Source organism: Pigmentiphaga soli, from assembly GCF_039541095.1.
Classification (GTDB): Bacteria; Pseudomonadota; Gammaproteobacteria; order Burkholderiales; family Burkholderiaceae_B; genus Pigmentiphaga; species Pigmentiphaga soli.
Genome location: NZ_BAABFO010000031.1, coordinates 1 through 25417 on the forward strand (window position 1 = coordinate 1; position 25417 = coordinate 25417).

Sequence of the window (25417 nt, forward strand, 5' to 3'; positions counted from 1 at the left end):
CGCCGCTCTGGCGCCCGCCCAGCCGGCGCCGGCCGCCGCTGCGCCTGCCGTGCCGTGCATGGCCGACGTCAAAGGCCAGGCGGGCGCCCGGCGCGCGCTGGAGGTCGCCGCGGCCGGCGGCCACAGCCTGCTGCTGAGCGGTTCGCCCGGCGCCGGCAAGACCATGCTGGCGCAGCGCCTGCCCGGCCTTCTGCCGCCGCTCGAGCCGGTCGAAGCGCTGGAAGCGGCGGCCATCGCCGGCCTGGCCGCCGGCGGCGAGCCTTCGGCCGGCATCGCACTGGGCGCGCGCCCGCTGCGGGCGCCGCATCATTCCACCAGCGCCGCCGCGCTGGTCGGCGGCGGCACCCGGCCCCGCCCCGGCGAAATCAGCCTGGCCCACCTGGGCGTCCTATTTCTCGACGAGCTGCCCGAGTTCGGCCGCCACGTGCTCGACATGCTGCGCGAACCGATGGAAACCGGCCGCGTCGCCATCGCCCGCGTCGGCTACCGCGTCTGCTACCCGGCCCGCTTCCAGCTGGTGGCGGCGATGAACCCCTGCCGCTGCGGCTGGCACGGCCATCCGCGGCGCGCCTGCTCCTGCACTCCGGACCAGGTGGCCGCCTACAGGGCCCGCGTCTCCGGCCCGCTGCTCGACCGCATCGACCTTTATGTGGACGTGCCGCCGCCGGCCGACGACTGGCCCGACGCGCCGCCGGCCGAACCCACCGCCGCCATCCGCCCGCGCGTGGAGGCCGCCCACCGGCGCCAGCTGGCGCGCCAGGGCCGCAGCAACGGCGCCCTGGACGCCACCGGCACCGAAGCCCACTGCCGGCTCGAACCCGACGCCCACCGCCTGTGGAAGCGGGCGCTGCTGCGCATGGGCGGCTCGGCGCGGGCGGGCCACCGCATCCTGCGGGTGGCCCGCACCGTGGCCGACCTGGCCGGCGCCGACACGATCGGACCAGCCCATATTGCGGAGGCCGTGCAGTACCGGCTGCCCGATCGGACGAACTGAAACTCAGGACGTCGCAGAGGGACTTCATGAAAAAGTTGTCAGAGCATCCATCAATGATTAAAATGCAGTCAATGATTAACGAGGTGCCCATGGCAACCATGACCATCCGCAACATCGACGATCAGCTCAAGGGGCGCTTGCGCGTGCAGGCGGCTTTGCACGGCCGTTCGATGGAAGACGAAGCGCGCGACATCCTGCGCGCCGCATTGTCCGTCGAGCCGGCACGGGGCGTTTCCTTGATGGCGGCGGTCCGGGCGCGTATCGCGCCGCTGGGAGGCATCGAACTGGAACAGCCGGCCCGCGAAGCGATCCGCACGCCGCCGGAGCTGGGCGCGTGATCGTTCTGGATACCAATGTGCTGTCCGAGATCCTGCGGCCGGCTCCCGATCCGCAAATGCTGGCGTGGCTGGAAAGCCAGCCGCGCTTCGCGCTGTTCACCACGACGGTGACGCAAGGCGAGCTGCTTCATGGCGTGCGGCTGCTGCCCGATGGCCAACGCAAGTCGGCCCTGCTGACGGCGGTGCAGGCCATTTTCGCGGCGGATTTCGCAGGACAGGTGCTGGGTTTCGATAGCGACGCGGCGGGCGCCTACGCCGAGATCGCGGCAACGCGCCGGGCGATGGGCCGGCCGATCAGCCAGTTCGATGCCATGATCGCGGCCATTGCGCGCTCGCGTGGCGCGAGCCTGGCAACGCGCAACGCCAAAGACTTCGGCGACTGCGGAATCTCCGTGATCAACCCGTGGAACCGTTGACCGGGAAACCCGAAGCGATCCGGCACGGCCGCCCGATGCGCGCGAATGGCGCCGCGTTCGCGCTATGCTGCGGGTCTTCGACTTTCCGGCACGATACCTGGGCATGGGCCTCCTGATCCCCTACGTCTCGATACTGGGGCTGCTGGCCCCGCCCGTTACGGTCATTGCAATCGGCGCGGCTTGGGCCAAGAAGGGACTGGAATTTCCTGCCCATTTCCTGAGCCTGCTGGTCACCACGGTCGCCACGCCGGCGCTGATCTTCCATATCCTGGTTACCACGCCGCTCAGCAACCATGTGATCGCCGTCATCGCCGCCGCGTCGGTGCTAGCCCTGGGGCTGACCATGGCGGCGGGCGCGGCGGCGCTGAAGCTGGCCCGCCTGCCGGTGCGCAAGCTGCTGCCCACCGTGACGTTTCCCAATGCCGGCAACCTGGGCCTGCCGGTTTCCCACATGGCGTTCGGCGACGCCGGCCTGTCGACGGCCGTCGCCTTCTTCGCCATATGTACCTTCCTTCAGCACACGGTCGGCGTGCGCACGCTGCCCGCCACGCACGGCATGCCCCCGGCGTGGAGGAGCCCGGTCCTGCTGTCTGCCCTGCTGGCGGTGGCCTGCCGGCTGTCGGACTTCGTGCCGCCGCAGTGGATACTCGACACCACCGACCTGGTCGGCAGCATGACCGTGCCCCTCATGCTGCTGAGCCTGGGACACGCGCTGGCCCTCATCCCGTCCGACGGCCTGCGCGCCGGCGCCAAGATAAGCGCGATGCGGCTGGCGATCGGCCTCGCAGCGGGCTATGCCGCCAGCCGCGTGGCGCTGCCGGCGGACGTCGCGGGCGCCCTGACACTGCAGATGGCCATGCCCTGCGCCGTCGTCAGCTATATCTACGCCAGGCGCTATACCGACGTGGCCGACGTCTCGGCGGGCGCCGTGCTGGTGTCGACGCTGGCGTTCCTGCTGCTGGCGCCCCTGCTGCTGTGGCTGCTGGGATCGACGCCGGGCTAGACGCGGGCCGCCCCGGCCGCGCGGTCAGGGCAGGTAGCGCCCTTCGTGGGACGCCTGCAGCTTGCGCAGATAGGCATCCATGAACTCCACCGTCACGCGCACTTTGGCGGAATTGTCCAAGCGCGAGGGGTAGACGGCCCAGAAGTTCGCCTCCTGGCAATAGTCCGGCAGGATGTGGACCAGTTTTCCCGACCTGATCGCCGGCTCGATGTTCCAGAGCGAGCGCAGCAGGATCCCGCGCCCTTCGACCGCCCAGCCCAGGGCGATCTCGCCATTGTTGGTCGACAGGGAACCCGTTACCTTGACGGTTTCTTCCTTGGCGCCGGCACGCAGCCGCCACACGCCGAACGGATGGTCCCGTTCCTTGATCACCAGGCAATCATGGTTCAACAGATCGGACAGGACGCGAGGCGTGCCGCGTTCCCGAAGATACTTGGGCGAGGCGCACAGGATCCGCTTGTTGGCGCCCAGGCGGCGCGCGATCAGGTGGGGCGCGATGTCGTCGCCGACCCTGAAATCCAGGTCGTAGCCTTCGGTGGCGACATCCACCAGCCGATCGAAGACCTCCAGGCGTACCTGCAGGGTCGGATAGCGTTCGCGCAATGCGGAGATGGCGGGCGCCACGATGTTGCGCCCGAATCCGAAACTGCTGCTGATGCGCAACGAGCCGCGCGGAATCTGCTGGGTGATCCGCACGCCTTGCACGAGCTGGTCGAGCTGGTCGAGGACGCCCTGGGCCAGGTGGTAGACCCGCTCGCCGGCCTCGGTGACGGCCACGCGCCGGGTGGTCCGATGCAATAGCGGCGTGCCCAGTTCCTGTTCGAGCAGGCGCACCCTCTTGCTGATATAGGCCGGCGAAACGCCCAGTTCTTCGGCCGCCGCGGCGAATCCGCCTTTCCGAACGACCGTGATGAATACTTGCAAATCCGGATTGGCGGGAAATTTCTGCATGGCAAGGCGTTCGGCCCACCCCTTATCGAAAAGAAAGGTCCTTCCTCCGACACCTATAGCTTTTGTTTATTTAAGTTACCCCATCGCCAAGCCCTCCGCAATTGCCCGCTACCGGGAATTGCCCGCCGATTCTTTCTGATTTGTGTTCTGGGCATTCACGAAGCGTGGCAGTAAATCCCTTGCGCCGCTCACTACAATGTCCGAGCCGATCCGGCGAAGCCGCCGGCTCTACACAAGGGGATCAACATGCGCAAGCGCCTGCTGTCGCGAGACGGTCTTGGGTCACTCAAGAAAATAGGTTTCATCACCCCGTCCTCCAACACCGCGCTGGAGCCGCTCACGGCCATGATGTTCGAGCCCGTCGGCGATCTGGTGTCGGTCCACTGCGCGCGCCTGAGCGTCAGGACGCTGACGCTGGATCCGGCCGACGTCGGGCAGTTCCAGACTGACTCGATGCTCGCGGCGGCCCGCCTGCTGGCGGACGCGGAAGTCGACGCCATCATCTGGAACGGCACGTCCGGCGCCTGGTCGGGCGAAGGACTCGATATCGACCGCGAGATCTGCGAAAGCATTACGCGGCATACCGGCATTGCGGCGTCGACCTCTTCGCTGGCGCAGGTCGAGGCTTTCCGCAAATACGGCGTGCGGCGCTACGGCCTGGCGGTCCCGTACGTCGAGGGCCCGACCGCGAAGATGCTGGCCTCCTATGAAAAGGAAGGCTTCCACGGCATCCGCCAGGCTCGCCTGGACGAAACGGTCAATGTGCGCGTCGGCCGGACGACGTTCGAACGCCTGCGCCAGCTGCTGCGCGACGCCGATCATCCCGAGGCCGATTGCCTGATGGTTGGCTGCACCAATCTGCCTGCCACCGTGCTGCTGGACGAAATGGAGCACGAACTCGGCAAGCCGGTGCTCGATAGCATCGCCGTGACGGCGTGGCATGCCCTGGCGATGGCCGGCGTGGACCGCCCCATACACGGCTGGGGCATGCTGCTGCGCGACCATCCCGTCATCAACGCGCTGCAGGAGGTGATGCAGGAGCTGCTCCACGAATGCAAGGCAAGCCGCACCACCATCCGCCTGGACGTGCCGGAACACAACATCCACTGCGACGACGTCTACGCGGAGGCCACCGCCCCCGGCGTGGCGCCGTTGAAGCTCGACTCGTCGCTGAACCAGCGCAGCCTGGGCACCGTCCGCTGGCTCGAAGCCAACCGCAGGCTGCTGGTGCAGGACGACTGCGTCAACTCGGAAGTGCCGCCGCCCGCGGCCCTGATGAACGTCTACGGCGTCAAGGCCCAGGTGCTCGGCCCCATTCTTGCCGGCGACCACATGATGGGATGGATCTCGGTCCATCATATTCCGGGCACGCGCACCTGGACCGACACGGAACTGAACGCGCTGGAGCGCGCGCTGAAGCGCGCGCGCAGCATCCTCGAACAAGCCTCCTGGCTGAAGGCGCAAGCCTGAGCAAGGCCTGGAAACGGAATATGCACAAGATAGCAGTCATCGCCGGCGACGGCATCGGCAACGAAGTCATGCCCGAGGGCCTGCGGGTACTGGAAGCGGCGGCGCGCAGGTTCGACCTTGCCCTTGGCTACGAAACCTTCGACTGGGCCAATTGCGACTATTACCTGAAGCACGGCCAGATGATGCCCGACGACTGGTTCGAACGGCTGCAGGGATTCGACGCCATCTATTTCGGCGCGGTCGGCTGGCCCGACAAGGTGCCCGACCACATCTCGCTGTGGGGCTCGCTGCTGCAGTTCCGGCGCAGGTTCGACGAATACGTCAACCTGCGGCCGGTGCGACTGCTGCCGGGCGTGCCGTGCCCGTTGAGCGGCCGCCGTCCCGGCGACATCGATTTCCTGGTGGTCCGCGAGAATTCCGAAGGCGAGTATTCGTCAGTGGGCGGCCATATGTACGAGGGCACCGAGCGCGAGGTCGTGGTCCAGGAGGCGGTCTTCTCGCGCTACGGCGTGGACCGCATCCTGAAGTATGCGTTCGACCTGGCCCGAAGCCGGCCCAAGCGCCACCTGACCTCGGCCACCAAATCGAACGGCATTTCCATCAGCATGCCGTTCTGGGACAAGCGGCTGGAGGCGGTCGCCGCCGGCTTTCCCGACGTGGCTTGGGACAAATACCACATCGACATCCTGGCCGCCCACTTCGTCCTCAATCCGCAGCGCTTCGACGTGGTCGTGGCCTCCAACCTGTTCGGCGACATCCTGTCGGACCTCGGCCCCGCCTGCACCGGCACCATCGGCCTGGCGCCGTCGGCCAATCTGAATCCCGAACGGCGCTATCCCTCGCTGTTCGAGCCGGTGCACGGCTCGGCTCCGGACATCTACGGCCGCAATATCGCCAACCCCATCGCGATGATCTGGTCCGGCGCCATGATGCTCGACTTCCTGGGCGACGGCGCGCCGAACTACCGGGCCGCGCACGATGCGATCGTCGCTGCGATCGAATCGGCGCTGGAAGGCGGCGAACGCCTGACGCCCGACCTCGGCGGCACCGGCAGCACCACCGATCTGGGCAAGGCCATCGCGGCCGCGCTGGAAAACGCGGGCTGAGCAAGCCGACGGGAGGCCACCTGTACAATCGCAGCCAACCGTCCGGCAAAGCAGCATCGCGCGAGGAATGACATGTGCGGTTTGTGCGGAGTGCTCGTCCAGCGCCGCCACTGGGCCGACCAGGGCGGCGCCGATACGCCGCGCCGGCAGCGCCTGGCGCGGCTGGGGATTCTCAGGCAGATACTGGCCGCGTATGCCTGCCGGATCAGCGACTGGCAGGGCAGCGCCTACGTGCTGGAAAGCTACACCGGAAAATCCGAGATCGTCCACGACCTGGCGCAGATCTGGGCTGCCGTGGAAAGGCTGACCGGCCGCAAGCCCGACCCCCTCGCGCTGGTCCGTTCGGCCGGGCGCATCCAGCTGCGCCCCGAACCGTCCGCCCCCGCCGATGCCGCCCGCTGAAGATCTGCTGCCGGTCCACGTCGTCACCGGTTTCCTGGGAAGCGGCAAGACCACCCTGCTCAAGCGGCTCCTGGCCGACGCGGCATTCGCCGACAGCGCGGTGCTGATCAACGAACTGGGCAGCGTCAGCCTGGACCACCTGCTGATCGACTACGTCGAGCAGGAAACCATCGTCCTGAAGAACGGCTGCATCTGCTGCGGCGTGCACAGCGACATGCGGACGGCGCTGGCCGGGCTGCTCGACAGGCGGGACCGCGGCCTGGTGCCGCCGTTCCGGCGCGTATTCATCGAGACCACCGGCATGGCCGACCCCACGCCGGTGCTCAACACGCTGACGGTGGACGACATGCTGGTCCACCATTTCCGCCTGGGCGCGGTGGTGGCCACGGTGGACGCGGTGGCGGGGCTGCGCCAATTGTCGAACTACCCCGAATCGGCCAAGCAGGCGATCGTCGCCGACCGCCTCATCGTCACCAAGGCCGATCTCGCCGAGCCGGACAGGGTCGATGCGCTGGTGGCGGCGCTGCGCGCGCTGAACCGGACCGCCCTGCTGGAAGTGCCGCTGCACGGGCCGGACCCCGGCGGGCTGAGGCTCGACGAAGACATCGCCTCGCCCGGCCGCGCCAGGGAGATCCTCCGCTGGCTGCCGGCGGACGACGCGCCGGGCGACGGCTACCTGCGTCCGCGGCCGGCGAACCGGCACGCCAGCCGGTTCCGCACCGTCACGCTGACCTTCGATGCGCCGCTGGACTGGACCGTGCTCGGCACCTGGCTCAGCATGCTGCAATACCGCTACGGCGATACCCTGCTGCGCATCAAGGGCCTGCTGAACATCGCCGGCGCCGACCGGCCCACGGTGCTGCACGGGGTGCAGCACCTGATGCATCCGCCGGCCCACCTCGACGCCTGGCCGGGCGGCGACCGGCGCTCGCACCTCGTGCTGATCGGCGACCTGCCCGACGAACAGGCCCTGCTGGCCTCCTATGCCGAGTTCGATTCCTGGCGCGGCTGAACGCGCCAGGCGCCGCCTCACCCCTCGAACGGGAAGCGGCGGTCGAAATCGTCGGCCATCTCGTCCAGCGTCACGAAGCGCACCCCGGGATGGCTGCGCATGTGGTTGAACAGCCGCTCCAGCATCAGCAGCACCTGCGGCCGGCCCGACACATCGGGGTGGATCGTGATCGGAAAGACCGCGTAGTCGCACTCGCGGTAGACCCAGTCGAACTGGTCGCGCCACATCTCCTCCAGGTGGCGCGGGTTGACGAAGCCATGGCTGTTGGGCGACTTCTTGATGAACATCATCGGCGGCAGATCGTCCAGGTACCAGCTGGCCGGGATCTCGATCAGCGGGGTTTCCTTGCCGCGCACCAGCGGCTTCATCCACTCGCCGGCCTTCTTGCCGTAGTCGATCCGCGTCCAGCTGTCGCCGACGCGCACGCGGTAGGGCTCGAAGTCCTTGTGCATCAGGCTGTGGTCGTACTTGATGCCCTTCTTCAGCAGCAGTTCGTTGGTGATGCCGCTGAACTCCCACCACGGCGCGACATAGCCCGTAGGCCTGCGCCCGGAAATCTCCGTGATCAGCTCGATGCACTTGTCCAGGACGTCTTCTTCCTGCTGCGCGCTCATCGCGATGGGATTCTCGTGCGAGTAGCCGTGGACGCCGATCTCGTGGCCGGCCTCGCTCACCTTGCGGATCTGCTCGGGGAAGGTCTCGACGGAGTGGCCCGGCACGAACCAGGTGGTCTTGATGCCGAACCGCTCGAACAGCGACAGCAGGCGCGGCACGCCCACTTCGCCGGCGAACAGGCCGCGCGAGATGTCGTCGGGGGAATCCTCGCCGCCGTAGGAGCCGAGCCATCCCGCCACGGCATCCACGTCGATGCCGAATCCGCACAATATTTCCTTTGCCATGCCGTACGCTCCTTTATGACTTCATGAATGACGAAATGCCGCGGCCGCTCATCCCCGCTCCAGGGCCGCCTGCAGCGACACGCCCGCCCGCAGCAGCGCGCTTTCGGTCCCGGCCATGCCCTGGAACAGGATGCTGGTGGGCATGCCCGCCTGGCCGGTGCCGCTGGGGATGGCCAGGCCGCACAGGTTCAGCAGATTTCCCAGGTGGGTATTGCTGATCGTGCGCAGATTGGTCTGCGCGAACAGCGCCGGGTCGTTGGCCAGGGGCTCGAGCAGCGGCGCCACGTGCGGCACGGTCGGCACGGCGATGAGCGCGTCGCCGGCGGCGGCGCGCAGGCTGCGCCGCAGCCGCAGCCGACCTTCGCGCAGCGCCGTGAAATGCAGGCCGGCCATGGGCCGGCCTGCCAGCATGCGCGCCCGCACGAACGGATCCATCCGTTCCGCGCTGCGGCTCTCCAGCAGCTTCGCATGAACGGCATAGGCCTCGGCCGCCGCGAATGCGCCGTGTTCGTCGACCAGACGCTGCATCATCTCCAGTTCGGGCACCGACCGCTGCTTCACGCGCGCGCCGAGCTTCTCCAGCCGGTCGACGGCATCCAGGAAGTTGCGCGTCACCTCCGGCTCCACCGGCACGCTGGCGTACTCGTGCGGCACCACGATCGACACCTCCGACAAGGGCAGCGGCCGGCCTTCATCCGGCTCGTCCTCGCCGGTGAGCGCCCGGTCCACCAGCAGGCAATCGGCGGCGCCGCGCGCCAGCACGCCCACCGTGTCGAGCGTGGTCGACAGCGGAAACACGCCGGTCCTGTCGTAGCGGCTCTCCGCGGGCTTGAAGCCGACCAGGCCGTTGAACGCCGCCGGCACCCGGGTCGAACCGCCTGTATCGGTGCCGATCGCCACGGGCGCCAGGCCGGCCGCGACGGCGACCGCCGACCCGCTGGAGGAGCCGCCCGGCACACGCGCCTCGCCCGTGGCCAGCGGATTGCGCGGCGTGCCGAAATGCGGATTCATCCCCAGGGCGGTATAGGCGAATTCGCTCAGATTGGCCTTGCCCAGCGTGACCATGCCGGCAGCGGCGAGGCGGCGCACGACCGCCGCGTCTTCGCGCGCCGGCGCCGCGTCCCTGAACAGGGCGGACCCCGCCGTGGTGACGCTGCCGGCCACGTCGATGTTGTCTTTCCAGATGACGGGGATGCCGTCGAGCGGTCCCAGTGGCTTGCCCGCGCGATGGCGCGCGGCGCTCTGCGCGGCCTCCCCGCGCGCCCGCTCGAAGCAGGTCGAGATCAGTACCGCGCGGTCGGGGCAGGTCTGGATGCGCGCGATGAAGTACTCCGCCAGCTCGACCGGATCCGTCGCCCCCTGCGTCAGCATGCGGCCCAGTTCGACGACCGGCAGCCGCCACGATCCGGCATCCAGGCCAGCGCTCATGACAAGCCCTTCACGCGCCGCGACACGTGCTTGAACGCATCGGTGCCCGCCGCGCCGACCCATTCGAACAGCACCATCTCGGTGGATACGATCGAGGCCCCCGCCTGCCGCATGCGGTCCAGCGCCAGGGCATGGTTGGCGGGATGGCGCGAGTCGACCGCGTCGGCCACCACGAACACCTCGAAGCCCTGCGCCAGCAGGTCCAGGCAGGTCTGCAGCACGCACACATGCGCCTCGATACCCGTCACGATGGCCTGGCGCCGGCCGGCCCGCTCGCGCAGCTGCGACATGCGCGCGGCCAGCGCGGGCTCGCCCACGCAGGAGAACGCCAGCTTGGCAAGCGCGGGCTGATCGGCGGACAGCAGGGCGGCCAGCGGTTGCACCGTCGGCCCGAGCCCCTGCGGGTATTGCTCGGAGCACAGCCACGGGATGGCCAGGTCGGCTGCCGTCCCGGCCAGCGCCAGGACGCGCTCCAGCGCCCGCGGTCCGGCATGCATGGCCGGCAGCAGCCGTTCCTGCATGTCGACCACGAGCAGCTGCGACTCGGCGGCGGACATCTTTTTGGCGGAAACACTCGTCATTCATTTCTCCTCGACTCGATATTGGATGGCGGACTCTACGCGCAGCGCCCACGACAGCAGTTCCCGCTCGGACCCCGCCGGCATGCCGAGCGAGACGCCGACCGGCATGCCGGCCTGTCCGCGGCCGCTCGGAATCGACACGCTGCAGCCGTCCAGCATATTGGCCATGACCGAGAAACAGGTGGTTCTCCGGTTCAGGCGCTCGAACTCCGCGGGCGAACCCTCCACTTGCCCGAGCAGCGGCGCCACGTGCGGCGCGGTCGGCATCAGCAGCGGACCGCCCCGCACGGCGGCCCACACCCGGCCGGCACAGTCCCGCCGCAGTGCCTGCAGCGCAAGCAGATCGTATGCCGACATGGCCCGGCCTTTCAGGATCCGCTGCCGCACGAAGGGATCCATCAGGCGCGCGCCCTGCGGGCTTTCCACCCAATTGCGGTGCTCGCGATAGGCCTCGGCCAGGCTGATGCCGCCGTGCCGCCGCATGCCTTCCTCGATCAGCCCGAAGTCCGGCAGGGCAAGCATCCGGCAGGCGATCCCATGCCGTTCCAGGCAGGCCAGGACGGACTCGAAATTCTCCCGCACGTCGGGGTCGGCCCAGGCCAGGATATCGGCCGGCACGTGACAGCACAGCGGGTCCTGCGGCACCGGCAGCCGGGCATCGCCGCACAGGGCGGCGTCCAGGGCCGCGCAGTCGGCGACACTGCCGGCCAACAGGCCCACGGAGTCCAGCGACGGCGCCAGCGGAAACACGCCGCGCATGTCGTAGCGCCCCACCGAGGCCTTGAAGCCCGCCAGGCCGTTGAACGCGGCAGGCGTGCGGATCGATCCGCCGGTATCGGTGCCGACGGCCAGCGGCGCCAGACCGCGCGCCACCGCAACCGCCGCGCCCGACGACGACCCGCCCGGCACCCGCGGCGCATCGGCCGCGCGCGGGTTGTGCGGCGTGCCGTAGTGCGGATTGAGGCCGAGGGCCGAGTTGGCGAACTCCGTCAGATTGGTCTTGCCCAGCGACACCAGGCCGGCCAGGCCGGCGCGGTGCACGACATCGGCGTCCGCCACCGGCGGGCCGCGGTCCGCCAGCAGCCGCGAACCGGCGGTCGTCGGCGTCCCGGCCAGATCGAAGACGTCTTTCCAGACGACCGGCACGCCGTCCAGCGGGCCCAGCGGTGCGCCGCGCCGCAGGCGTTCGCCGCTGGCGCCCGCCTCGCGCCGCGCGCGGTCGAAGGTGGCATGGAGGAAGACGGCCGGGTCGGGGCAGGCGCGGATGCGGTCGATGAAATGCTCAGCCACCTCCTCGGCCTGGCACTCGCCGGCACGCAGCCGGCGCCCCAGCTCGACCGCGCCATATTGATGGAATGCCGGAACGTCAGCCATGGCGTAGCGGACTCCGAAGGCCGGGGCGCACGAACCGCACGGCGCCCGTCAGGTGCTGTAGCTGGAAAACTTGGCGGTGACGGCGCGGGCCAGGGGATCGGTCCGGACGTTCACTACGGCAGGCACCTTGGCGGCGAAAGCCCGTTCCAGCGCCGGCCGGATGTCTTCGGCCTTCTCCACGTAGGCGCCGAAGCAGCCCAGGCCTTCGGCCATCTTGTCGTAGCGGGTGAAGCCGAGGTCGCGGCCGGGCTTGACGCCGTCCGGATCGGCCGTCCAGCCGCCGTTCAGGCTGATCACCGTGACCAGGGGGATATTGAACCGGCGCGCGGTGTCCAGCTCCATCGCATGCATGCCGAACGAACCGTCGCCGTGCAGCACCAGCACCTGTTTGTCGGGATGCGCCAGCTTGGCGCCGATACCGAACGGCAGGCCCACGCCCATGGTGCCGAAGGTGCCGGAATTCAGGCGGTGGCCGGGATGGAAGGTCGGGATCGACTGGCGGGCATAGTTGAGGATCTCCTGGCCGTCGACCACGAGGATGGCGTCGCGGTCCAGGAAATCGCGGATTTCCTTGCACAGCCGCAGCGGATGGATCATCTCCTGGTCGATGTTCAGCTTGGCTTCCGCCTGCTGCGCCTTCTCGGCATTGATCGCCGTCAGCTTCGATACCCAGTCGTGGTAGCGCTGCTTGTCGAGGCGGCCCTGGCCGGCCTCCAGCAATTGCCCCAGCACCGCCTTGGCGTCGCCCACGATGCCGACGTCGCAGCCGCGGGTCAGCCCGATTTCCTGCGGGTCGATGTTGATCTGGATGATCTTCGCGTCCCCGTTCAGCCGCGGCGCGCGCAGATGGCCGTTGACGTAGTTGGAGCGGGTGGCCACCGAGATAACCAGGTCAGCCTCGCGCATGGCGGTGGACTTGGCGTACAAGAAGGCCAGTTCGTGATCGTCGGGCAGCACGCCGCGCCCCTGGGGCGTGGTGAAGAACGGGATGCCGGCCTGCTCGACGAAGCGCCCGAAGGCGGACGAAGCCTGCGACCACAGCACGCCGCTGCCGCTCAGGATGATCGGCTTGCGGGCCTGCTCCAGCAGGCGCAGGGCCTGGTCGATGGCGGCCGGCGCCCCGTACGGGCGGTGCGCCGGCTGGGCCCGTTCGAGTTCGGGGTAGACGATCTCTTCTTCGTCGATCAGCTCATACAGGATGTCGCCCGGCATATCCAGGTACACGGGGCCCGGACGGCCATGGCGAGCCTGCCGCAGCGCGGTCGCCACCATTTCGGGAATCCGGCGGATGTTGGTGACGCGCTCGGCCCATTTGGTGATCGGCCGGAACAGCGCGACCTGGTCGATTTCCTGGAAAATGCCCTGGTTGCCGCCGATCGAGTTCAGGGGCGCTGACCCGCCGATGGCGAGCACCGGCACGGCATCTCCCCAGGCGGTGGCCACGCCGGTGACCATGTTGGTGGTGCCCGGTCCGGAGCACCCCATGCAGACGGCAACCTTGCCGGTGGAGCGGCCCCAGGCGTGGGCCATCATGGCGCCGGCGCTTTCGTGGCGCACGTCGATGGCGCGTATCCCCTGCCGGATGCAGTGCGACTCGACCTCCAGCATCGGGCCGCCCATGATGTAGAACATGGACTCGACGCCCATCTTCTTGAGACTGTTCGCGAGAATCTCCGAACCCTTGATCTTGCTCATTTATTTTCGCTCCTTGGCGGCGGGCCGGGCCGCGCCGCTTGTTTTACACATGCTGCTTCGCAGGAATTCCGCGGTATGTCAGGACGCCGGCGCCACGATCATGCGGGCGTCGACCACCGAATACCCCTTGTCGTGCAGGATGACCGGGTTCAGGTCGATCTCGGCCAAGTCCGGATGCGCCGTCGCCACCTGCGACACCTTCATCAGCAGGTCGACCAGCGCCTCCTTGTCGGCCGCCGCCGCGCCGCGCACGCCGTCGAGCACCGAGGCGTAGCGCAGCTCGGCGATCATCTCCCGCGCGTCGGCCTCCTTCAGGGGCAGCGAACGGAACGCCACGTCGCGGATCACCTCGACGAAAATGCCGCCCAGGCCGAACATGATGACCTTGCCGTATTGCGGATCCTGCGTGACGCCTATGATCAGCTCCACGCCGCGCGCCGCCATCGGCGTGGCGAGCGCCCCGGTCACCTCGGCGCCGGCGTCGTACCTGGCCGCGTTGGCCTTGATCTCGGCGAATGCCGCGCGCAGCGCCTGCTCGCCCGTCACGTTCAGCTTGACCCCGCCCGCCTCGGACTTGTGCAGGATGTCCTTCGAAACGATCTTGACGGCCAGCGGCGCGGCGCCCAGCTTGCCGATCGCCGCGGCGGCGTCGCCGTCGGTCCGCATCAGCACGCTGGGAGGAACCTGGATGCCGTACTCGCCAAGGATTTCGCGCGACTCGGTCTCCAGCAGGTCGCGCCCCTGCTTCCGGGCCGCCTGGATCAGGGCTTCGGCATGGGCCCGCGGCGCAAGCGCCTGGTCCGCGCCGGCCGAGGCCAGCAGCCGTTCGCGCGCCCGGCCATAATCGGCCGCGGCGGCCAGGCACTGCACGGCCACCTCGATGTGGCGATGGAAAGGCACGCCCGCCTCGCGCAGCACCGCCAGCGAGGACGGCTTGAAATTCGCGAAGTGGGTCTGCACGATGACCGGCTTGCCGTGCTTGTGCATCAGTTCGCCCAGCTCGCGGCACACGGCCTGCTCGGCTTCGGCGACCGAATCGTCGTAGCGGGTGGTATAGCCGCCGAAATAGCCGACCAGCAGCAGCGCGTCGATGTTCGGATCCTCCAGGATCGCCTTGGAGATCGGGCCGTAGTACTCCACCCTCGGATCGGTGCCGCCGCCCGCGTCCACGGGATTGGAGATCGCCGAGGCGGCCGGCACCACCGCGTGGATCTTGGCCTGCGTCTCGGCAGACAGCTGGGCCAGCACCAGGCCGTTGGCGGCCAGCGCTTCGGCCGCCATCGTGATCGGGCCGCCGCCTTCCGAGACGACGGCCACGCGGCGCCCCTTCATGACCGGAAACAGCGACAGCGCATCCGCAACCGGGTACATGTGGTCGGACTGCCCCACCATGACCACGCCGGCCTGCTGCAGCACGCCGCGGCTGACGGCGTAATCGCCCGCCAGCGAACCGCTGTGCGACTTGGCGGCGCCCTTGCCGGCGTCGCTGCGGCCGGCCACGTACATCACGATGGGCTTGGCCGGCGCCACCTTGCGGGCCGTTTCGATGAACGCCGGCCCGTTCTTGAACCCCTCGACGTAGAACAGCGCCGCCCGGGTGGCGTCGTCCGTGCCCAGGTAATCCAGGTATTCGTGGAACTGGATGTCGGCCTGATTGCCGACGCTGAGCATGGTGCTGATGCCGGTGTTGGCCTGGAACTGGAATTCGGCCACCAGCGAGAGCAGCACGTTGGCCGAATTGGACAGCAGCGCCAGCGGTCCGGTGGGCACGTTGAACCAGCCCGAGGCATTGCATCCCATGCGGGCGCTGAACATGCCGCTGGTGTTAGGCCCGATCAGCCGCACCCCGTACCGCTTGGCCACCGCTACCGCGCGCTCTTCCAGCACGCGGCCTTCTTCGCTGGCCTCGCTGAACCCGCCCGCCAGCAGCACGGCCCCCTTGACGCCCTTGCGGCCGCATTCCTCGAGGATGTCCGGCACGGTCGCGGCGGCGGTGCAGACCAGCGCCAGGTCGATGTCGAACGGAACGGCGGCTACGGACGGATAGGCCTTGTATCCCAGGATCTCATCATCGGACGGATGAATAGGCAGAATTGTCCCTTTATAGTTAGCCGAGGCCAGTGTCCGGATGGCCCGGTTGCCGCGCTTGAGCGGACTTTTGGAAGCGCCGATGACGGCGACGGTGCGAGGATTGATGACGGGATCGAGGTAGTGCTGTGACATGGCGGTAAGGGAAAGAAAATGATGCGTTACATGAGGGGCATGCCGGAGGCCTTGACCAGCTCGCCGTACAGCTTGATGCTGTCGTTCAGCCGTTGGCGCGCCTGTTCGGGCGTGCCGCCGGTCACCGTCAGCCCCGCCTCCGTCAAGCGCCTGCCCAGGTCGTTTTGCAGGGCCTTCTGGATCGCCGCGTTGAGCTTGTCGACCACGGCCTTCGGCGTGCCGGCCGGCGCCACCAGCCCGTGCCAGCCGACGAATTCGTAGCCGGCCACGCCCGCCTCGTTCATCGTGGGAACGTCCGGCAGCAGCGCCGAACGCTGCGAGCTAGACACGGCCAGCGCCTTCAGGCGGCCGCTCTTGATGTGGCCGATGATCTCGGGCAGCGGCGAGAAGTTCACGTCGATCTGGCCGCCGAGCAGGTCGGCGATGGCGTTGGCGCCGCCCTTGTACGGCACGTGGAGCAGTTCGACGCCCGCGCGCATGCTCAGGGCCTCCATCGCCAAATGCTGGGTGGAGCCGTTGCCGGCCGACCCGTACGACACCTTGCCAGGATTGGCCTTGGCGTAGTCGACCAGCTCGCGCACCGAAGAAATCGGCAGGCGGGCATCCTTGGCCTTGATCATCAGCACGTTGGGCTGGATGCTGTATTGGATGATCGGCTCGAAATCCTTGCGCGGATCGTAGGGCAGTTGCTTGTAGACGCTGACGTTGGCCGACAGTTCGGTAGAGCTGCCGGACAGGAGCGTGTAGCCGTCCGGGGCGGACCGGGCCACGGCCTCGGCCGCGATGATGCCGGCCGCGCCCGGCCGGTTCTGGACCACGAACGGCTGGCCCAGCGCCTTGCTCAATTCCTCGGCCACGAAGCGGGCGATGGTGTCGCCGCTGCCGCCGGGGGAATAACCCAGCAGAATGTTCACAGGCTTGCTCGGATATTCCTGCGCTTGCAGCGGCCCCGCCATGCAGGCGGCGGCGAATAGCGCGAATCCGATTTTCCCCAGAGCTGTTTTCATCGTTGCCCGCCTTCGTCTACATATCTCAAAAAAGGAGAACAAACTGTAGGCCAGCACCTCGAATGGCAACAATGTCGAGTTCGGTTAATTCATAAGATACGGATCATGAATAATTGCCGATTAAGCGAGAGGAAACCTTCTTCTAATCGTCTGACCGGCGGAGACCCAGGCGGAGCAAGGGTTTGGCCGGAGGCGATTATTAACACTTTTTTGGTGCGGCGCCGCACATTAATAGTGCGGCATTCTCTTTTCATGCCTGAGCCGCCCCCGAATAGTGCGGCATTTATTTCGACTGGAATCGGCGCAGCCGGCATTTTGAAAATGAATTCGCGGCACCGGGAAAATATGCGTGGCCTACCGCCGGTCGCGCGCCGCGTTTCCGTCCGGATCTTGCTGCGCTGCAGGAGCGGTCATTCGCTCCAGACGGCCGAGCCAGCGCAGCGCCTGTTCGCGGCTCTCGCCGCACATCGACTCGTCGGGCTGCAGAGAGCCGCACACCGCCGGCCGGTCCGGGTGGCCGAAGATCCGGCAGCGCTCGTCGTGGTCGAGTTGCACGCAGCGCACGCCGGCCGGCTTGCCACCGGGCATCCCGGGGATCGGGCTGGAGATCGACGGCGCGATGCAACAGGCGCCGCAGCGTTCGCGGCAGTTCATTCCGCCCGCAGCGACTGCACGAAGGTTTGCGCCACGTCGCGCGGCAGGTCGGCCTCGTTGCCCAGCGCGATCACTTCGATCAGCATGTCGCCCAGCACCACCATCCGCCCCAGCAGCCAGGCAGGCGAGTCGGCCACCGTGCCGTGCACTTCGAGTTCGACCGACCGGTACAGCCTGCGCGTGTCGGACGGCGCCTGCTTCAACGCGACGTCGCGGCGGCCGGTCTGGGAGCCTTGCAGGTTGGCGCGCAGCACCTCTTCGAAGCCGTCCGCCACCTTGGCCATCTCGGCCGGGTCGTCGCGCACGGCGGGCGGCAGCCGGGCATGGCCGACGGCGAACACCGAGGTGTCGATCTGCGCCACGGTGAAGGTCAGCGACAGGGTATGGCCGCCCACGTCGACGTCACGGGTTTCGCTTTGCGGGCGGGACGGGAAGGCCACCCGCACGGCGCCGTCGGCGGCCGGCATTTCGCGCCAGTCGTACTTGGGCGAACAGGCCGCCAGCAACAGCACGACCCAGGCGAAGGCGATGCGCAATCGGGACAACGTGGCCCTCCGGGCAGGAACGAAACAGGGAAAGGGCGGCGGCACGAGGCCGCGGCGACAACAAACCGGTACAACCCGTTACACCGCCCGCCGCCTGCCGGCGGCGCCGGCTGAGCGACAATGCCGCGTTCAGAATCAACCGAGACGGGCTTCCCATTGTCGCTGATTTCCATGACCACCGCGCCGGACGGCACCCAGCTGGCGAGCCATCGCTGGCCGGCGACGGCCGGCGAGGCGGGACGGCCGGCCTACCTGCTGCACGGCCTGGGCGAGCATGCCGGCCGCTATGACGGCCTGGCGCGCTGGCTGGCCGAACGCGGCTGGGCGCTCGCGGCGCACGATCACCGCGGCCACGGCCGTTCCGGCGGCAAGCGCGGCAGTCTTGCCCACGACGACGACCTGGTGCGCGACGCCGAACACCGGCTGGCCGAGTACGCGCAGCAGACGGGCGCGCCGCCGCTGTTGGTAGGACACGACCTGGGTGCGCTCGTAGCCGCGCGGATCGCGCTGCGCGGCGAGATGCCGCTGGCCGGCGTGGTGCTGTCGTCGCCGCCCTTCGCCTTGCCCGCGGCGCGCGGCCGGCATCTGCTGCGCGGCGCGCTGGAGCGCTTCGCGCCCGACCTGCGCCTGGGCACCGGGCTGCGCACCGACGCGCTGTCGCACGACCAGGCCACGATCGACGGCTACGACAACGACCCGCTGGTGCACGACCGCATCACGCCGCGGCTGGCGCGCTTCATCGGACAGGCCGGCGAGCGTTCCATCGCCGAGGCCGGCGCGCTGAAATGGCACACGCTGCTGCTGGTGGCCGGCGGCGATACCGTGGTCGACCCCGCGGGCAGTCGCCGCTTCGCCGACGGCGCGGCGCCCGGCATGCTGGCGCTGCGCTGGTACGCCCAGGCGCGCCACGACATCTTCAACGAGACGGCGGAATTCGCCGGGCCGGCCTATGCCGACCTGGAGGCGTGGCTGGCCACGCTGAGCGCGCGGGCCTGACGGCCGGCGCCGGGCCGAATCGGGCCGGCCGCGCCCAAGGTCGGCCGCAATACGCCAGCAGCCACTGCGTCGATGGCGTGCAATAGGCTATGCTTTAGCCATGGATCCTCTGTTCTCCGCCTCGCCGGCGCGCCTTCCGATGCGCCGCGTCGCGCCTCCCGGCCCGTGCCGGACGGCCGCGCGCCCGCGCTCGTCCGCACCCTGCCACGCCTAGGCCCGGCGACCGATCCATTTCTTTCCGCGTCTTCCGCTCCGGTCGCCGGGCCCGCCCCGAGCGGCGCGCCACCCGCGCGCAATTCATCTGCTTCCCGGAGTCCCGACATGACCATCGCCTTGCCCGACGACCTCGTCGTCAATGAACTCGACTATCTCCGCATCACCCGCCTGCTGGCCCAGCTGCCGCGCGACGCCGGCGTGCGCGAAGCGCTGGCCGGCGCGCTGGAGGCCGCCGACCGGGTGCTGCCGGCCGAAATGCCGCCCGACGTGGTGACCATGCATTCGCGCGTGGTGACCGAGGACGCCGACGGCACCCGTCGGACGCTGACCCTGTGCTACCCCGATGCCGCCGACGCCGCGCAGGGCCGCGTCTCGGTGCTGTCGCCGCTCGGCTGCCGCCTGCTCGGCGCGGCCGTTCCGGGCACGGTGCAGTGGCAGCCGCCCGAAGGCGCGGCGCGCAGCCTGCGGCTGCTCGAGCTGCAATACCAGCCCGAAGCAAGCGGCGACTACGCTGTGTGAAGAGACCCACCCCTACGCGCTTCGCGCGCCCCCGGAGGAGGCCCTCCCCTACGCGCTTCGCGCGCCCCTCAAGGGGCGATGCGAGCGGACCGGCGGAGCCGGATCCGCCGCATCCTGGAGGGGCGGCGCAAGTTCGTGTGTTTGGAGAAGGCGCGACGCCGCGGTGCCCTCTGCGGCCCGGCGTGATAGAGTAGCCGCCGAGTTCGGTGCCCTCGCACGAGGGTCAAACGGGAAACAGGAGAGCCGGCCCGTCCGGTCTTAACCTGTGCTGCCCCCGCAACGGTAAGCATTCCGCCGCAACCGGCATGGCCGGCCGCGGCACACCGCGCCAGTCCCACTGTGGTCCGCGCCCCGGCAAGCCGGGCGCCGCGCCATGGGAAGGGGGCGCGGCCAAGGATGCCAGCCCGGATACCGGCCGGCTCGCCGACCTTCCCGGTCGGCAGGGGGAAACGCTGCGGAGGGCAGCCATGATTCCGACGCCGCGGCCGCAGGGCCGGCGGCGCAACCCGAACGCGGCATGCGCCGTGGCCGCGCGGCATGCGCGGCCCAGTCCGCCATGCCAGGCGGGGGGCGCGCGCCATCGGGCTCGGCATCGGGCGGCCGCCGCGGCGTTTCCGGTTTCATTTCCGGCGTGCGGGGTCGCACGCCATACCGGACACCGCATCCATGTCCCTTTCCGTTTCCCGGCCGCTGGCCGGCATCGCAAGCGTTCTTTGCTGTGCGGCGCAGGCCGCTTCGCCCTCTCCCGCCGGCAATCTCGAGCCGGTGGTCGTTACCGCCGCCCGCGCCGAACAGCCGCTGTCGAACGCGCTCGGCGACGTCAGCGTGATCGACGCCGAGACCCTGCGCAACGCCGGCCAGAGCAGCCTGGCCGAACTGCTGCAGAGCCAGTACGGGGTCGACATCGCCACCAACGGCGGCCCGCAGACCACCACCAGCGTATTCCTGCGCGGCGCCAACAGCGCCCACACGGTATTCCTGATCGACGGCCAGCGCGTGGGCTCGTCTTCCGCCGGCGGCGCCGGCATCAACGCGATCGGGCTGGCCGACGTCGAGCGCATCGAGATCCTGCGCGGCCCGGCCAGCGGCCTGTACGGCGCCGACGCGATCGGCGGCGTGGTCAACATCATCACCCGCCGGCCCGCGGCCGACCGGCCGCTGGAGGCGCACGGCTCGGCCGGCATCGGCAGCTGGAACACCCGCAAGGCCGACGCCGGCCTGTCGGGATCGAGCGGCATGTGGCGCTACGCCCTGTCGGCCGGCCACGCCAGCAGCGACGGCTTCAACGCCACCAAGCCGACCGAACCCGGCGGCCTGTTCGATCCCGACCGCGACGGCTACCGCGAAGACCACGCGGCCGGCCGCCTGGGCCTGACCTGGGCCGATGGCCAGGACATCGAGGCCTCGTTCCTGCGCTCGCGCCTGAACGGCCAGTACGACGGCGGCGACGGTTTCGACGACCGCATGATCCAGAAGACCGAGTCGTACTCGCTGGCGTCCACCAATCGCATCGCCCGGTCGTGGACCAGCCGGCTGCGGGTCGGCCGCACGATCGACGACAACGTCAGCCTGTACGCGCCCAGCGCGTTCGACCCGGCCGGCCGCGGCGCCTTCCGCACCCGGCAAACGCTGTTCTCGTGGCAGAACGATTTCGCGCTGGCCGCCGGCCAGTCGCTGTCGGTGGCCGCCGAGCGGCGCGAGGAAGACGTCGACGGCACCACGGCCTTCGATCCGTCGTCGCGCAACACCAACTCGCTGGTGGGCGTGTACCGCGCCGACCTGTCGGCCCACCACATCCAGGGCAACCTGCGCTACGACCACGTGGCCGCCTACGGCAGCCGCGTCACCGGCGGCCTGTTCTACGGCTACGACCTGAGCCCGGCCTGGCAGGCCACGGCGGCGGCCAGCACCGGCTTCCGGCTGCCGACCTTCAACGACCTGTACTACCCCATCTACGGCAACCCCGACCTCGGCCCCGAATCGTCGCGCAACGTCGAGGCCGGGCTGCGCTACCACCGCGGCAACGTCGAGGCCGGCGTGCAGGCCTACCGCAACAAGATCGACAACCTGGTGGTCTACCAGAACCCGTTCGCGGTCAACAAGGACGCCGTGATCAAAGGCATCACGCTGAACGCCGCCGCCCGGCTGGGCGCGACCTCGCTGCGCGCCAGCCTCGACGTGACCGACCCGGAAGACCGCAACACCGGCCAGACGCTGACCCGGCGCGCGCGCCAGGCGCTCAAGCTGGCGGCCGAACACCGCGTGGCCGGCTGGCTGCTGGGCGCGGAATGGCTGGCCAGCGGCTCGCGCCTCGATACCGCCTACAACGCCTCGTCGTTCTCGAATGAAACGTACAGGCTGGGCGGTTATAGTCTGCTCAATCTGACCGCTTCCTACGATCTGACCAGGCAACTGCGGCTGCAAGTACGATGGAACAACGTGACGGACAAGGACTACGAATTCGCGCGCGGCTACGCCACGCCGGGTTCGAACGTCTTCGTCAGCCTGAGCTATCAGCCGTGAACGCCGGCGGCCGGCGGCTGGCTGCGGCGCTCCTGGCGGTGGCGGTAGCGGCGCCGGCCGCTGCCCGGGCCGACCCGGTCCGGGTGTTCGACGACGAAGGCCGCCTGGTGCAGTTGCACGGCCCGGTGCAGCGCGTGGTGTCGCTCGCGCCGCACCTGACCGAGATGCTGTTCGCCGCCGGCGCCGGCGCCCGCGTGGTGGGGGTCGACCAGCACAGCGACTATCCGGCCGCCGCGCGGGCGCTACCGCGCGTGGGCGACGGCCTGCGGATCGACGTCGAACGCATCCTGAGCGTGAAGCCCGACCTGGTCGTGCTGTGGTCCTACGGCGCGCTGCCGGCGGCCAGCCAGAAGCAGCCGCTGCAGCAATTGCAGGACATGGGCGTGGCGGTGTACTACAGCCACCCCGCGCAACTGTCCGACATTCCCGACGAGATCGGCCGCTTCGGCCGGATCATGGGCACGGCCGGCGCGGCCGACGCCGCCGCCGACCGCCTGCGCCACAAGCTGCAGGACCTCGCCTTCCGCTACGCCGCGCAGCGCCCGGTGCGGGTGTTCTACCAGATCGGCGGCAACCCGGCCTATACCGTCAACGGCCGCAGCATGATCAGCCATGCGCTGGGCATCTGCGGCGGCGTCAACGTATTCGCGGCGCTGCGGCCCACCTCGCCCATCGTCGGCACCGAGAACGTGCTGGTGGCCAATCCGCAGGCCATCATCGCCGGCGGCAGCGATGCCCAGTCCCGGAACCGGCTGGCCGCCTGGAAGAAATACGCGCCCGGCCTGGCCGCCGCCGCCCTGGGCAACCTGTGGACGGTGGACGCCGATCGCATGCACCGGCCCGGCCCGCGCATGATCGAGGAAACCGGGCAGCTGTGCGAATACCTGGACCAGGCCAGGCAGCGGGCGTACGCCGATTCCGCGCCCGCCGAGCCGCGGTAAAAGGCGTCCACGCGGCCGGGCGCCAGCCCCGGCCGGACTGCATACGGTACGCGCCGCGCGGCTGGCCGTTCACTGCGCCTTGATGCCGGCCACGTCGATCACGGTCTTCCATTTCCTGTTTTCTTCGTCGATCCGCTGCCCCAGCTGTTCGGGCGTGCCCCCGCCGATCTCCAGGCCCAGCTTGTCGGCCTGCTCCTTGAACGGCTGCGACTGCAGCATCTGGTTGACCGCGGCGTTGAGCTTGTCGATCACCGGTTTCGGCGTGCCGCCGGGCGCCAGCACGCCGTACCAGCCAGAGCTTTCCACGCCCTGCACGCCGGCCTCGGCAAAGGTGGGGATGTCGGGCATCAGCGGCGACCGCGCCGAGGTGCTCACGGCCAGTCCCGCCAATTGGCCGGAGCGGATGTGCGGCAACACGATCTCGGGTGCCAGCGTCATCTGGACGCGTCCGGCCAGCACGTCGACGATGGCCGGCCCGCTGCCGGGGTAGGGAACGTGCATGATGTCGGTGCCGGTCTTGAGCTTGAACAGTTCCATCGAGAGATTCAGGTTCGAGCCGGTGCCGGGCGACGCGTACGCCAGTTTGCCCGGCGCCGCCTTGGCCTTCGCGATCAGCGTCTTCACGTCTTTGGCGACGTCGGGCCGCGCCGCCAGGAAATAGGCGGTGCCGCCGATGTAGGTGATGGGCTCGAAACTCGTGGTCGGGCTGTACGAGGCGTTGGAGAACAGGTTCGGGCCGATCGCCAGCGTGGCCGGGCCGGCCAGCAGCAGCGTGTAGCCGTCGGGGCGCGCCTTGGCCACGTACGCGCCGCCGACCAGGCCGCCGGCGCCCGGCTTGTTGAGCACCACCACCGATACGCCAAGAATCTTGGAAAGCTGGTCGGAAATGACGCGCCCGACCGAATCGAATCCGCCGCCCGCGGCGAACGGCGCGATCAGCTGGATGGGCGCGCGGGGGAAAGATTCCTCGGCCATGGCCGGCGCGGCGATCGGCAGCGCGAGCGCCAGGGCCGGGAGCGCCCCGAGGCGGGGCCAGTTGTGCCTGTTCTTCATTTCTGTCTCCTATGGGATGGTGCCTGTCGTATTGCGGTTGGACGGCTTCAGTCCGCCGGCGGCCTGAACGGATAAGGCAACGGCGCGCCATCGGCGAAGGGCAGCGCCACGGTGGCCTTGCCGGGCGTCGATTCCAGCCCCGCCTCGTTGCGTATGCCCAGCGTCAGGTCCACGCAGCCGAACTGCGCATGGCGGCGCACGGCGGCCACCTCGGCCCAGACCGAGAGCGTTTCGCCGGCCACGTTCATCGCCCTGAACTGGAAGGCGACCTTCCACACCCATCCGGTGTAGCCGGCCCAATGCCTCAGCAGCGAAACGATGAACTGCTGCTTGAAAGACCCGTTGATCAGCAGGCCGGGCAGCTGCTCGTGCCCCACCGTGAACGGATGGTCGTAGTGGATCTTGTGCCAGTTCTCCATGGCGGCGGACCACCGCATCAGGTGCGCGGTGCCCAGCGGGCCGTAAGAGGCTTCGATGCGGTCGCCTACCTGGACGGATTCGAAACTGCGATGCGGGAACGTGTTCATCGGTAGATCGCCGTGCTGCGCACGCGCATGAGGAGTTCGTCGGACGGGGCGAGATAGTCGGTCTCCACCACCACCAGGACCATCGGCCCCTTGCCGGACTCGCGCTGCGTCATGTCCGCATAGCGGGACTTCATGCGCACGCGCTCGCCGTGCCGCGCATAGCGGAAGAACTCGACTTCCGAGCCGCCGTTCAGGCGCGTCTTGCCGCGGATGGGCAGCTCGGGCAGGCCGCGGATGCTGGAGCCGACGGCCGCGTCGAAGTCCGGATCGCCGGCATGTTCGGTGAGCGGGTCCGGGGTGCCGAAGGGGCGCCGGAACATATGGGTGGGGAATAGCGGCGGCGCGACCGGCGCGCCGAAGGGCGCCGTGTCGGAGCCGGGGGCGAAGATCGGGTCCTCGTCCATGATCGCCTGCGCGTAGCGGCGCACCGCGCCGGCCTCGACCGGTTCGGGCGCCTCGATGGCGGGGCTTTCCATCCCGACGAAGTCCAGCAATTCCTGAGTGAGCGTAGCCATGGTGGGTTGAGCAGGTAGAGTGGATGGGT

General features: G+C 69.1%; 25 protein-coding genes and 1 riboswitch. Of the genes, 12 read left to right on the forward strand and 13 right to left on the reverse strand.

Annotated features, from left to right (window positions below; genetic code table 11):
- The 4 genes from ABD927_RS21820 to ABD927_RS21835 all read left to right on the forward strand — a co-directional run.
- Nucleotides 1–994: YifB family Mg chelatase-like AAA ATPase (locus ABD927_RS21820; RefSeq protein ID WP_345251983.1), on the forward strand; the 994-nt coding region annotated here is incomplete at its 5' end.
- 89 nt (nt 995–1083) lie between these two features.
- Entirely contained in the window at nt 1084–1332 is a 249-nt protein-coding gene (locus ABD927_RS21825) for a FitA-like ribbon-helix-helix domain-containing protein (protein WP_345252047.1), read from the forward strand.
- Entirely contained in the window at nt 1329–1748 is a 420-nt protein-coding gene (locus ABD927_RS21830; RefSeq protein ID WP_345251984.1) for a type II toxin-antitoxin system VapC family toxin, read from the forward strand. Before ABD927_RS21825 ends, ABD927_RS21830 begins: the two co-directional genes overlap by 4 nt.
- A 103-nt stretch (nt 1749–1851) precedes the next feature.
- Entirely contained in the window at nt 1852–2751 is a 900-nt protein-coding gene (locus ABD927_RS21835) for an AEC family transporter (RefSeq protein ID WP_345251985.1), read from the forward strand.
- 24 nt (nt 2752–2775) lie between these two features.
- On the opposite strand, the gene ABD927_RS21840 is transcribed toward ABD927_RS21835, so the two are convergent.
- Complete coding sequence (locus tag ABD927_RS21840) at nt 2776–3702, reverse strand: LysR substrate-binding domain-containing protein (protein WP_345251986.1); 927 nt, start codon at nt 3700–3702, stop codon at nt 2776–2778.
- A 246-nt stretch (nt 3703–3948) separates the two neighbouring features.
- On the opposite strand from ABD927_RS21840, the gene ABD927_RS21845 reads away from it, so the two are divergent.
- The 4 genes from ABD927_RS21845 (at nt 3949) to ABD927_RS21860 (ending at nt 7692) form a co-directional block, all read left to right on the forward strand.
- Entirely contained in the window at nt 3949–5172 is a 1224-nt protein-coding gene (locus tag ABD927_RS21845; RefSeq protein WP_345251987.1) for an aspartate racemase/maleate isomerase family protein, read from the forward strand.
- Nucleotides 5173–5192: 20 nt separating this feature from the next.
- A complete protein-coding gene (locus tag ABD927_RS21850; RefSeq protein ID WP_345251989.1) occupies nt 5193–6278 on the forward strand; it encodes a tartrate dehydrogenase in 1086 nt (361 codons plus the stop codon).
- Nucleotides 6279–6368: 90 nt separating this feature from the next.
- A complete protein-coding gene (locus ABD927_RS21855) occupies nt 6369–6680 on the forward strand; it encodes a hypothetical protein (protein WP_345251990.1) in 312 nt (103 codons plus the stop codon).
- Entirely contained in the window at nt 6667–7692 is a 1026-nt protein-coding gene (locus tag ABD927_RS21860) for a CobW family GTP-binding protein (RefSeq protein WP_345251992.1), read from the forward strand. The genes ABD927_RS21855 and ABD927_RS21860 overlap by 14 nt, the downstream gene beginning before the upstream one ends.
- A gap of 17 nt (nt 7693–7709) precedes the next feature.
- Here ABD927_RS21860 and ABD927_RS21865 read toward each other — a convergent pair whose 3' ends face one another.
- The 9 genes from ABD927_RS21865 to ABD927_RS21905 all read right to left on the reverse strand — a co-directional run bounded on the left by ABD927_RS21865 (nt 7710) and on the right by ABD927_RS21905 (nt 18098).
- Nucleotides 7710–8591, reverse strand: a complete 882-nt coding sequence (locus tag ABD927_RS21865) for a polysaccharide deacetylase family protein (protein WP_345251994.1) — start codon at nt 8589–8591, stop codon at nt 7710–7712.
- A 48-nt stretch (nt 8592–8639) separates the two neighbouring features.
- Complete coding sequence (locus ABD927_RS21870) at nt 8640–10019, reverse strand: amidase family protein (protein ID WP_345251996.1); 1380 nt, start codon at nt 10017–10019, stop codon at nt 8640–8642.
- Entirely contained in the window at nt 10016–10600 is a 585-nt protein-coding gene (locus tag ABD927_RS21875) for a hydrolase (RefSeq protein WP_345251998.1), read from the reverse strand. The genes ABD927_RS21870 and ABD927_RS21875 overlap by 4 nt, the downstream gene beginning before the upstream one ends.
- Nucleotides 10601–11974, reverse strand: a complete 1374-nt coding sequence (locus ABD927_RS21880; RefSeq protein WP_345252000.1) for an amidase family protein — start codon at nt 11972–11974, stop codon at nt 10601–10603.
- A 48-nt stretch (nt 11975–12022) separates the two neighbouring features.
- Entirely contained in the window at nt 12023–13669 is a 1647-nt protein-coding gene (locus tag ABD927_RS21885) for a thiamine pyrophosphate-binding protein (protein ID WP_345252002.1), read from the reverse strand.
- A 78-nt stretch (nt 13670–13747) separates the two neighbouring features.
- On the reverse strand, nt 13748–15892 hold the full coding sequence (locus ABD927_RS21890; protein ID WP_345252003.1) for an acetate--CoA ligase family protein: 2145 nt from the start codon (nt 15890–15892) through the stop codon (nt 13748–13750).
- A 26-nt stretch (nt 15893–15918) separates the two neighbouring features.
- On the reverse strand, nt 15919–16899 hold the full coding sequence (locus ABD927_RS21895; RefSeq protein WP_345252005.1) for a Bug family tripartite tricarboxylate transporter substrate binding protein: 981 nt from the start codon (nt 16897–16899) through the stop codon (nt 15919–15921).
- Between the two features lie 354 nt (nt 16900–17253).
- Entirely contained in the window at nt 17254–17553 is a 300-nt protein-coding gene (locus ABD927_RS21900; protein WP_345252006.1) for a YkgJ family cysteine cluster protein, read from the reverse strand.
- Nucleotides 17550–18098 carry a hypothetical protein gene (locus tag ABD927_RS21905; RefSeq protein WP_345252007.1) on the reverse strand — a complete coding sequence of 183 codons (549 nt, stop codon included), beginning with the start codon at nt 18096–18098 and terminating at the stop codon, nt 17550–17552. The genes ABD927_RS21900 and ABD927_RS21905 overlap by 4 nt, the downstream gene beginning before the upstream one ends.
- A 171-nt stretch (nt 18099–18269) precedes the next feature.
- Here ABD927_RS21905 and ABD927_RS21910 point away from each other — a divergent pair, with 171 nt between their 5' ends.
- The 4 genes from ABD927_RS21910 to ABD927_RS21925 all read left to right on the forward strand — a co-directional run bounded on the left by ABD927_RS21910 (nt 18270) and on the right by ABD927_RS21925 (nt 23293).
- Entirely contained in the window at nt 18270–19094 is an 825-nt protein-coding gene (locus ABD927_RS21910) for an alpha/beta hydrolase (RefSeq protein ID WP_345252008.1), read from the forward strand.
- 321 nt (nt 19095–19415) lie between these two features.
- The gene (rnk, locus tag ABD927_RS21915; protein ID WP_345252009.1) at nt 19416–19829 is read left to right on the forward strand and encodes a nucleoside diphosphate kinase regulator; all 414 of its coding nucleotides are present in this window, start codon (nt 19416–19418) and stop codon (nt 19827–19829) included.
- A 186-nt stretch (nt 19830–20015) separates the two neighbouring features.
- Nucleotides 20016–20263, forward strand: a riboswitch (cobalamin riboswitch).
- 232 nt (nt 20264–20495) lie between these two features.
- Nucleotides 20496–22352: a TonB-dependent receptor domain-containing protein gene (locus ABD927_RS21920; protein WP_345252010.1), complete on the forward strand. Its 1857-nt coding sequence runs from the start codon at nt 20496–20498 to the stop codon at nt 22350–22352.
- Entirely contained in the window at nt 22349–23293 is a 945-nt protein-coding gene (locus tag ABD927_RS21925; RefSeq protein ID WP_345252012.1) for a cobalamin-binding protein, read from the forward strand. Before ABD927_RS21920 ends, ABD927_RS21925 begins: the two co-directional genes overlap by 4 nt.
- Nucleotides 23294–23362: 69 nt before the next feature.
- On the opposite strand, the gene ABD927_RS21930 is transcribed toward ABD927_RS21925, so the two are convergent.
- Genes ABD927_RS21930 through ABD927_RS21940 form a run of 3 tightly spaced genes read right to left on the reverse strand, consistent with a single transcriptional unit; the run spans nt 23363 to nt 25388 of the window.
- Nucleotides 23363–24346, reverse strand: a complete 984-nt coding sequence (locus ABD927_RS21930) for a Bug family tripartite tricarboxylate transporter substrate binding protein (RefSeq protein WP_345252014.1) — start codon at nt 24344–24346, stop codon at nt 23363–23365.
- 47 nt (nt 24347–24393) lie between these two features.
- Nucleotides 24394–24873, reverse strand: a complete 480-nt coding sequence (locus tag ABD927_RS21935; protein WP_345252016.1) for a hotdog family protein — start codon at nt 24871–24873, stop codon at nt 24394–24396.
- Nucleotides 24870–25388 (reverse strand): FAS1-like dehydratase domain-containing protein, encoded by a 519-nt coding sequence (locus ABD927_RS21940; protein WP_345252017.1) that lies wholly within the window; start codon nt 25386–25388, stop codon nt 24870–24872. The genes ABD927_RS21935 and ABD927_RS21940 overlap by 4 nt, the downstream gene beginning before the upstream one ends.
- Nucleotides 25389–25417 lie beyond the last annotated feature (29 nt).

What these genes read in the sequence shown, in the direction of transcription:
- ABD927_RS21885 (WP_345252002.1), bottom strand. Translation starts at nt 13,669, where the DNA reads ATGAGCAAGATCAAGGGTTCGGAGATTCTCGCGAACAGTCTCAAGAAG.
- ABD927_RS21935 (WP_345252016.1), bottom strand. Translation starts at nt 24,873, where the DNA reads ATGAACACGTTCCCGCATCGCAGTTTCGAATCCGTCCAGGTAGGCGAC.
- ABD927_RS21840 (WP_345251986.1), bottom strand. Translation starts at nt 3,702, where the DNA reads ATGCAGAAATTTCCCGCCAATCCGGATTTGCAAGTATTCATCACGGTC.
- ABD927_RS21870 (WP_345251996.1), bottom strand. Translation starts at nt 10,019, where the DNA reads ATGAGCGCTGGCCTGGATGCCGGATCGTGGCGGCTGCCGGTCGTCGAA.
- ABD927_RS21900 (WP_345252006.1), bottom strand. Translation starts at nt 17,553, where the DNA reads ATGAACTGCCGCGAACGCTGCGGCGCCTGTTGCATCGCGCCGTCGATC.
- ABD927_RS21835 (WP_345251985.1), top strand. Translation starts at nt 1,852, where the DNA reads ATGGGCCTCCTGATCCCCTACGTCTCGATACTGGGGCTGCTGGCCCCG.
- ABD927_RS21825 (WP_345252047.1), top strand. Translation starts at nt 1,084, where the DNA reads ATGGCAACCATGACCATCCGCAACATCGACGATCAGCTCAAGGGGCGC.
- rnk (WP_345252009.1), top strand. Translation starts at nt 19,416, where the DNA reads ATGACCATCGCCTTGCCCGACGACCTCGTCGTCAATGAACTCGACTAT.
- ABD927_RS21895 (WP_345252005.1), bottom strand. Translation starts at nt 16,899, where the DNA reads ATGAAAACAGCTCTGGGGAAAATCGGATTCGCGCTATTCGCCGCCGCC.
- ABD927_RS21930 (WP_345252014.1), bottom strand. Translation starts at nt 24,346, where the DNA reads ATGAAGAACAGGCACAACTGGCCCCGCCTCGGGGCGCTCCCGGCCCTG.
- ABD927_RS21850 (WP_345251989.1), top strand. Translation starts at nt 5,193, where the DNA reads ATGCACAAGATAGCAGTCATCGCCGGCGACGGCATCGGCAACGAAGTC.
- ABD927_RS21865 (WP_345251994.1), bottom strand. Translation starts at nt 8,591, where the DNA reads ATGGCAAAGGAAATATTGTGCGGATTCGGCATCGACGTGGATGCCGTG.
- ABD927_RS21845 (WP_345251987.1), top strand. Translation starts at nt 3,949, where the DNA reads ATGCGCAAGCGCCTGCTGTCGCGAGACGGTCTTGGGTCACTCAAGAAA.
- ABD927_RS21875 (WP_345251998.1), bottom strand. Translation starts at nt 10,600, where the DNA reads ATGACGAGTGTTTCCGCCAAAAAGATGTCCGCCGCCGAGTCGCAGCTG.
- ABD927_RS21910 (WP_345252008.1), top strand. Translation starts at nt 18,270, where the DNA reads ATGACCACCGCGCCGGACGGCACCCAGCTGGCGAGCCATCGCTGGCCG.
- ABD927_RS21880 (WP_345252000.1), bottom strand. Translation starts at nt 11,974, where the DNA reads ATGGCTGACGTTCCGGCATTCCATCAATATGGCGCGGTCGAGCTGGGG.
- ABD927_RS21890 (WP_345252003.1), bottom strand. Translation starts at nt 15,892, where the DNA reads ATGTCACAGCACTACCTCGATCCCGTCATCAATCCTCGCACCGTCGCC.
- ABD927_RS21940 (WP_345252017.1), bottom strand. Translation starts at nt 25,388, where the DNA reads ATGGCTACGCTCACTCAGGAATTGCTGGACTTCGTCGGGATGGAAAGC.
- ABD927_RS21860 (WP_345251992.1), top strand. Translation starts at nt 6,667, where the DNA reads ATGCCGCCCGCTGAAGATCTGCTGCCGGTCCACGTCGTCACCGGTTTC.
- ABD927_RS21920 (WP_345252010.1), top strand. Translation starts at nt 20,496, where the DNA reads ATGTCCCTTTCCGTTTCCCGGCCGCTGGCCGGCATCGCAAGCGTTCTT.